The sequence below is a fragment of the Fibrobacter sp. UBA4309 genome, from assembly GCF_002395745.1.
GTDB lineage: Bacteria > Fibrobacterota > Fibrobacteria > Fibrobacterales > Fibrobacteraceae > Fibrobacter.
Map to the genome: position 1 here is coordinate 45472 of NZ_DGUN01000074.1, position 6479 is coordinate 51950.

7 protein-coding genes are annotated in these 6479 nt (G+C 54.1%); 6 read left to right on the forward strand and 1 reads right to left on the reverse strand.

Annotated elements, in window-relative coordinates; genetic code table 11:
• Positions 1 to 73: 73 nt before the first annotated feature.
• The 6 genes from B3M32_RS10420 (at position 74) to B3M32_RS10445 (ending at position 5501) form a co-directional block, all read left to right on the forward strand.
• Entirely contained in the window at positions 74 to 910 is an 837-nt protein-coding gene (locus B3M32_RS10420; protein ID WP_290746441.1) for a DUF3450 family protein, read from the forward strand.
• Between the two features lie 14 nt (positions 911 to 924).
• The gene (locus B3M32_RS10425) at positions 925 to 2499 is read left to right on the forward strand and encodes a MotA/TolQ/ExbB proton channel family protein (RefSeq protein ID WP_290746443.1); all 1575 of its coding nucleotides are present in this window, start codon (positions 925 to 927) and stop codon (positions 2497 to 2499) included.
• A gap of 3 nt (positions 2500 to 2502) precedes the next feature.
• Positions 2503 to 3183 carry a MotA/TolQ/ExbB proton channel family protein gene (locus tag B3M32_RS10430; protein WP_290746446.1) on the forward strand — a complete coding sequence of 227 codons (681 nt, stop codon included), beginning with the start codon at positions 2503 to 2505 and terminating at the stop codon, positions 3181 to 3183.
• Positions 3184 to 3191: 8 nt separating this feature from the next.
• Positions 3192 to 3596 carry an ExbD/TolR family protein gene (locus B3M32_RS10435; protein WP_290746449.1) on the forward strand — a complete coding sequence of 135 codons (405 nt, stop codon included), beginning with the start codon at positions 3192 to 3194 and terminating at the stop codon, positions 3594 to 3596.
• Between the two features lie 107 nt (positions 3597 to 3703).
• Positions 3704 to 4351, forward strand: a complete 648-nt coding sequence (locus B3M32_RS10440) for an energy transducer TonB (RefSeq protein WP_290746453.1) — start codon at positions 3704 to 3706, stop codon at positions 4349 to 4351.
• Positions 4352 to 4493: 142 nt separating this feature from the next.
• Entirely contained in the window at positions 4494 to 5501 is a 1008-nt protein-coding gene (locus B3M32_RS10445; protein WP_290746456.1) for a tetratricopeptide repeat protein, read from the forward strand.
• A gap of 112 nt (positions 5502 to 5613) precedes the next feature.
• Here B3M32_RS10445 and B3M32_RS10450 read toward each other — a convergent pair.
• Positions 5614 to 6479, reverse strand: an 866-nt coding sequence (locus B3M32_RS10450) for a hypothetical protein (protein ID WP_290746458.1), incomplete at its 5' end; no start/stop codon positions are given.

Sequence of the window (6479 nt, forward strand, 5' to 3'; positions counted from 1 at the left end):
ACGCGGTGACACTTTTTAAGGGGTCAGGTGTTTTAATTATGTAATTTTGATACCTAACCTGTTGCGGATTTTTATGAAACGACTGTATTTTTTGCCCCTGGCGCTACTGGTCCTGTCCCTTTCAGGGCCGGCTTTTGCCGATCGCAGTGCCGAAATACGCGATCTCAAGCTCGAAAAGGACAAGTTGAACTCCGAGATATCGAAATTGAACCGCCAGATTTCGGCGACGGATTCGATGCTCAAGGCGGACGATTCCCGCTACAAGACTTTGCAGCAACGCTACAAGGCCGACGTGGAACGTCGCAAATCCGAGATTGACAGCCTGAATGCCAAAATCCGCACTGTGGCGGAACAGCTGCAGGAAGAACGCGGCAAGCAGGCCCGTGCGAAGAACCGCAGCGAGAATGTTGCGGCCAAGCGGAAGGCCCTGCGTTCGGTGCTTGCATCTGTTAGCAAGCAGCTTGAAACACAGGTGGCCCAGACGATTCCGTGGGAAATCGAAAGCAGGCTCGATCGCGTCAAGTCGCTTACCCGCGATATCGAGGGCGGCAACGCGAGCGAAGAAGAAGCTTTTTCGCGACTCAAGTCGCTTGTTGCCGAAGAGACAAAGTTCGGCGACGAAGTGGCTGTGATCAACAGTCCCCTGACCCGCAAGAACGGAGAGCTCATCAATGCGACGATCCTGCGCATCGGTAACCAGTGGATGGTCTACAGCGACGATAACGGGACTGTTTTCGGAGTGCTCGTTCGTCGCATGGAGGGTGGACGAGTCGTTTATGAATGGAACGAGGATTTGAGCTTGGAAGAACGCGCCGCGGTCAAGCTTGCGATAGACGTGAAGCAGGCGAGGAAACCTCCCCAGATCGTGACGTTGCCTGTGAGCCTTTCTGTGGTGGGAGGTGAGAAATGAGATTAGACGAGAGAATGTCTAAAGGTGTGGTCAAAGGATCCAGGCTGGCATTGGTTGCATTGCTCTTTTGTGCGGCATCGGCATTTGCATGGCCATGGTCGGAATCCGGCGAAAAGAAGCCGACTGCCGAAGACCAGGTGCGCATCAAGGATTCGCTGGAATCTGTCGAAGTGCGCAACTTGCAGCGTGAAGTCGAGGCGCTGACGCGTATCCGCCTGCAGAAGGCCGATTCGCTCGAAAAACTCGAAGCGGAACATTGGCGCAAGCGCTACGCTGAATCGCAGTTGACCGAAGAACACCAGGCGGAATCCCGTGAACTTGACGGACGCTATTCCAAGCTGTCGACGGATCTTGGCCGCGTGAGCGAAGAGGTGATGGCCAGCAAGAACGTGACCGGCGAAGCAGAAGAAGACGCGAAATCCGAAGAAAGCGCCTACGATGCTCTCAATACGCAGGTGAAGCTTTCGATTGACAAAACTCTCGGCGATGTGACTGGCGATTATCCTGTCGGAATGGACGGCCGCCTGTTGCGCTTGCGCGAAGCATCCAACGAAGCGGAAAAGAATATTCCGAATACGCTCGCTGCCGTGCAGGTGTACATGAAGGATTTGCTTATCCGCCACGAAATGACGTACACGCAGGATTTTGGCAAGATGCTTTCGCAGGTGGGGAACCGCCCGGATGTCAGCGTGAACCGCCTGCGCCTCGGTACGGTCTTCCTTGGCGAAGTGGCCGTTGATAACGGTGATGTGCAGGCCCTGTTGCGCTCCGGAGCCTTGCAGGGGAAGATTTTCGAATGGAATGCGAACCTGCCTGTCGAAATGTCTGCGGGAATCCGCCAGGCCGTGACCAAGGCGAGTTCTATCGGAGACTCTACACAGAATGCCGTGGTGTCTGTACCTCTGGACGTATTGCAGAACAAGGCCATCAAGAATTCCATTACCGATACGAAGGAACTTACATGGACCGAGGAACTTCAGGCGTTCTTCAAGAAGGGCGGCATCGTGATGTACCCGCTTTTGCTGGTCGCGATATTCGCTCTGCTCTTAAGCCTGGAACGTTTCCTGGTGCTTTCTTACCGTGGACATATCGGCAAGCGGTTCATGAAGAAACTGTACGCGATGGTGAAGGAGAGCCGTTACGAAGAAGCCGCGAATTACTGTCTCAAGAAAGGCTCGAGTCTGGCGATGGTTCTCTTCGCGGTGCTCAACAAGGCGGGGGATTCCCGCGAGGCGGCGGAACGTTCCCTTCACGAATCCCTGCTCCGTGAACAGCCGAAACTGGAACGCCGCATGGGACTCCTGGCTGCGATGGGGAGCATAGCCCCGTTGCTTGGCCTCTTGGGTACGGTAACGGGTATCATTACGCTGTTTACCGTGATTACCGAAGTCGGTACGAATGACGCGCGCGTCTTGGCCGGCGGTATTTCCGAAGCTCTCGTGACGACGGAAACCGGCTTGATTATCGCTATCCCCGTGATGATTTTGCATGGCCTTCTGAGCGAAAAAATCGAGAAGGTCACTAGCGAACTTTACGTGCAGAGCACGTCGCTGTTGAACAGAATCTTTGGACACGAAGAAAAAGCATAGACAATGGACAACTCCTCCTACATATTCATTGAATCGCTGGAGAACACGTACCAGGCCGGTGGCGTGGTGATGCTTCCGATTCTCGTTGCGGGAGTTATCGGTTTCTACTTCCTTTTTTCCAGCTGGTTCCGTATAGGCAGGGATTTTTTCCGCAAGGATATCCATAGGGTCATCAGGCGCATGCGCGTGGACTTGAACGGTGGAATCGAAGAAGACGAAAAGAATGCCGAGCCGCCGAGCGTCCGGAAAGCGGTGCGTCGCCTACGTAAGCGAGGCGGGTTGCTTTCCAGGGAATTGTGCTATGCTATTGACGTGGCGTCGAGCAATCCCGAAGGATTTCGCGATTATATGCAGGTGCGCATGATGAAGACGGCGCATTACCTGGAACGAGGGAATCACGTGATATCGGTGATGGCTGCGGCTGCGCCCCTCCTGGGACTCTTGGGAACGGTGACCGGCATGGTGTCGACTTTCAATGTGATAACGCTGTACGGCAACCAGAACCCGGTGCTCATGGCCGACGGTATCTCGGAAGCGCTGATTTCGACGCAGAGCGGACTCCTGGTGGCTTTCCCCTTGACGCTCTTGAAACAGCGCCTAGATGAACGCGTCGAAATCCTGAAGCAGAAAATGGAACTGGGTGCGACCGTAATTGAAAATTATTTTGTAGAGAATCGGAACTAGGGTATATTATGGAATTCAACTTGCCGAGAAGAAAGCAGAAGGATATGGGCATCGAGATGGGTCCGCTGATGGACATCGTGTTCATTTTGCTCATCTTTTTCGTGGTGACGTCATCCTTCACGCGCGAGACGGGCGTGGATGTCACCAAGCCGCAGGCGCAGACAGCGAGCCAGCTGGAAAAGGAGAACTTGCTTATTGCCATTACCCGCGAAGGGACTATCCACATGAATGAACGCCAGGTGGACTTGGCAAGCCTCCAGGATATCCTGAAACAGTCGCTGGCGAAGGCTCCCGACCGCGAGGCGGTTGTAATTGCGGACAAGGGGGCGCAAACGGGAATCCTGGTGCAGGTGATCGACATGTGCAACTTGGCGGGGGTAAAGAAGGTCTCCATCGCGGCTCAGGCGGAGTAATTGATAATTGATGATTGATGATGGATAATGGATGATGTGGGATTTTTTTGCGGTGTCATCCTGAGCGAAGCCCGTCAGGGCGTAGTCGAAGGATCCAGGACTTTATAATGTTGAGATATTTAAAAAAACTGGTAAAGCGTTTTACGATCTTGCTCGCGGCGATTCTCGCGAGTGCACTGCTCGTGTTTTCGGTGACGCTTGCGAACATGTTCTTGACGGGGAAGGTTTTCCACGAAAAGAAGTACAACAAGACGGAAATTGCTGTCAAGAAGGTGGAAGAAGTCGAGAAGAAGGTTGAAAAGAAAAAACCGGCTCGCAAACCGAACCGTCAGAAATCTAATTCGCGTTCGCCCAAGGCCGGCCCGCGCTTTGCGATGAATCTTGGGGTCGCTTCGGGGAGTGCCGGTGCCGCCATCAACGAGGAACTGGTCGCCGATTTCCGTGGCGGAGCGCTCTCTACCGAAAAGGGCGATGTGGACAAAAAACCCGAAAGCCATGCCTTCCCGAATTTCCAGGTGCCGGCACAGATCAGGGATCGAGAAATAGACGCGATGCTCCGCCTTACATTCTGCGTGGATGCCGGTGGCCGTGTTTACGACATCAAGGTCGTGGAAGAATCTCCTGCGGGTTCTGGGCTTGCCCAGGCCGGTCGTGAGGCTCTAGGCCGCATGAAGTTTGCTCCGGCAGAAAAAGATGGCAAGCCGGTGCCGTTCTGCGGTATGGAACAGCCGTTCGAGGTGAAGTTTAGGGACTGATTTAGACGAAAGATTTATAATGGCGCTTCGCGCAAAGAGCTTGAAAATGATGAATGGAATGATAAGCAAGTGTAACGGATTGATGGGCGGTTCACGTTCTGCGCATCTATCGTCTTTCGTCTTTCGTCTATCGTCTATTTTATTGTTTCTCGCTACCTTCTCCTTCGCGGCGCAGTCTTCTTACGACTTGATGGAGCGCGCGAACGCCCTATACCGTAGCGGCCGCTTCAACCAGGCGATTATGTTATACCGCAAGGCCGAATCCCGCGGCGCTGATCCTGTCGCCACGAGCTTCAATATCGCCAACAGCTATTATCAAGACGGGAAGTTCGCGGAAGCCGCCGCCAGCTACCGCAAGGCCGTCGATTATTCCAACGGAAATTTTTCACCCGCGCTTTTCAACATGGCCAGTGTCTATTTCCGCCTGCGTCAATATCCCGAATGCATTGCCGCCTACCACCGCGCGCTCAAGCTAGAGCCCGCAAACGTTTCCGGCTGGCTTTTCCTAGGAGAAGCCTACGCCAAGACCGGAGATGCCGTCGGTGCGCTCCGCGCCGTCGAAAAAGCTTACCAGCTGGATAAGGATGATATCAGTATCGTCTACCAGCTTTCGGAATCGAATATAGCCCTCAACGATTTCGACCGCGCTGTCGCCGTCATTCGCGAGGGCTACGCGGCCCACCCCGACGAAGTCGATTTCCTCGTGTATCTCGGTGACGTATTCCGCCTGAACAAGCAGTACGAAGAAAGCGCCGGGGCCTACCGCGAAGCCCTGGGAGTTCGTCCTGACGATGTCGCCACCATGTACAAGCTGGCCGATGTCCTTGCCGAAGACAATAAGCCTTTCATTGCAATGGACGTGCTCAACAGCGTTACGCAAATCAAGCCGGACTTCAGCGATGCGGCAATCTTCCTCGGGAACCTCGCGTACGATGCGAAGTTCTATGACCGCGCCGAGGCCGCTTACGAGCTTGCCGCAAGGCAGGGCAATGCCGAATCCGTATTCGGTTTCAAGAACATGGCCTACGATGCCCATGCCCAAAAACGTGACGACGAGGCCTTACGCCTGTTGCGCATTGCCCAGAAGTACTTCCCGGACGATGTTACCGTGCAGGCGGACATCTTGGAATTCGAAAAGAGCGGACTATAACGTTCGCCCGCAAAAAATATGGCCTCGTCAGAGACGAGGCCATTCGCTTGCGGTATCTTTAACCATGAAAACACCCCGATTTCGTACCGCAGGCGATAATGCCGGGAACGGACTAATGGTTATTCGTGTACGGCACTACCTTGATCTTCGCGTTGTTGCGGATTTCAATGTTGAAAGCGAGAATGCTTCCGTAGAAAGTTCCGGAGTTGCTGCGATTGTCTACGTTGACCCTGGAATAGGGAGCGACAATGCGGCCTGCGAAGGTCCTGTCGAAGCTATAGTCCCTATCGTACGTACTGAACAGGACTTCGAAACTGCGACCGATATTCACGAGGTCCTCTTCGGTATGGTTCAGCGTGGCGCGCCAGATGAACTCGCCGTCAATATGCAGATAGGTCGGCTGGCCGGGATTGGAGAACTCGACGATGGCGTTGGGGTCGGTCTGGAGGTTGTCGATATAGATTTCTCCGGGAGGAATGATGAGCTTGCCTCCATCAGCTACCTTGACGGTGCTGTAATCGATGCTCGGATCCAGTGTCATGGTCTCGTTTCTGCGGACTTCGACGCCGTCAATGTAGGACTGGTCGCCGAAAATGTCGATCACGGTCGGGAACAGTTCGTTGAAGTTGCTCGGAATGTGGTGGACGACTTCGCCGCCAATGAGATACCAGTACGGGGTAGAATGGCTTGAAATAGAGGCGTTTTCGCCATAGAGATTGATGTTGCCGTGAACATGGGTTCCGCCCTGGCCATACTGGAAGTAGATGGTGGCCGGCGTGTGGATGGCGCCGACGTTGTTGCCGGAGCCGACAATCAGCGGATAATGTATGTTGGCCTGGATGCCCGCACTGGCAAGATCGCAGTAATCGCCATTGCTCTTAGCGCAGTTGACATTTTCCCTTAAGAGAAGCGTAGAGATGGCGTAAATGCCCGGAATCTGGCTTTCGATGACCGGGTCAGTTTCACCGCCGAGTTCGG

Coding starts and splice junctions, on each gene's coding strand:
- B3M32_RS10435 (WP_290746449.1), top strand. CDS start 3,192: ATGGAATTCAACTTGCCGAGAAGAAAGCAGAAGGATATGGGCATCGAG.
- B3M32_RS10420 (WP_290746441.1), top strand. CDS start 74: ATGAAACGACTGTATTTTTTGCCCCTGGCGCTACTGGTCCTGTCCCTT.
- B3M32_RS10430 (WP_290746446.1), top strand. CDS start 2,503: ATGGACAACTCCTCCTACATATTCATTGAATCGCTGGAGAACACGTAC.
- B3M32_RS10425 (WP_290746443.1), top strand. CDS start 925: ATGTCTAAAGGTGTGGTCAAAGGATCCAGGCTGGCATTGGTTGCATTG.
- B3M32_RS10440 (WP_290746453.1), top strand. CDS start 3,704: ATGTTGAGATATTTAAAAAAACTGGTAAAGCGTTTTACGATCTTGCTC.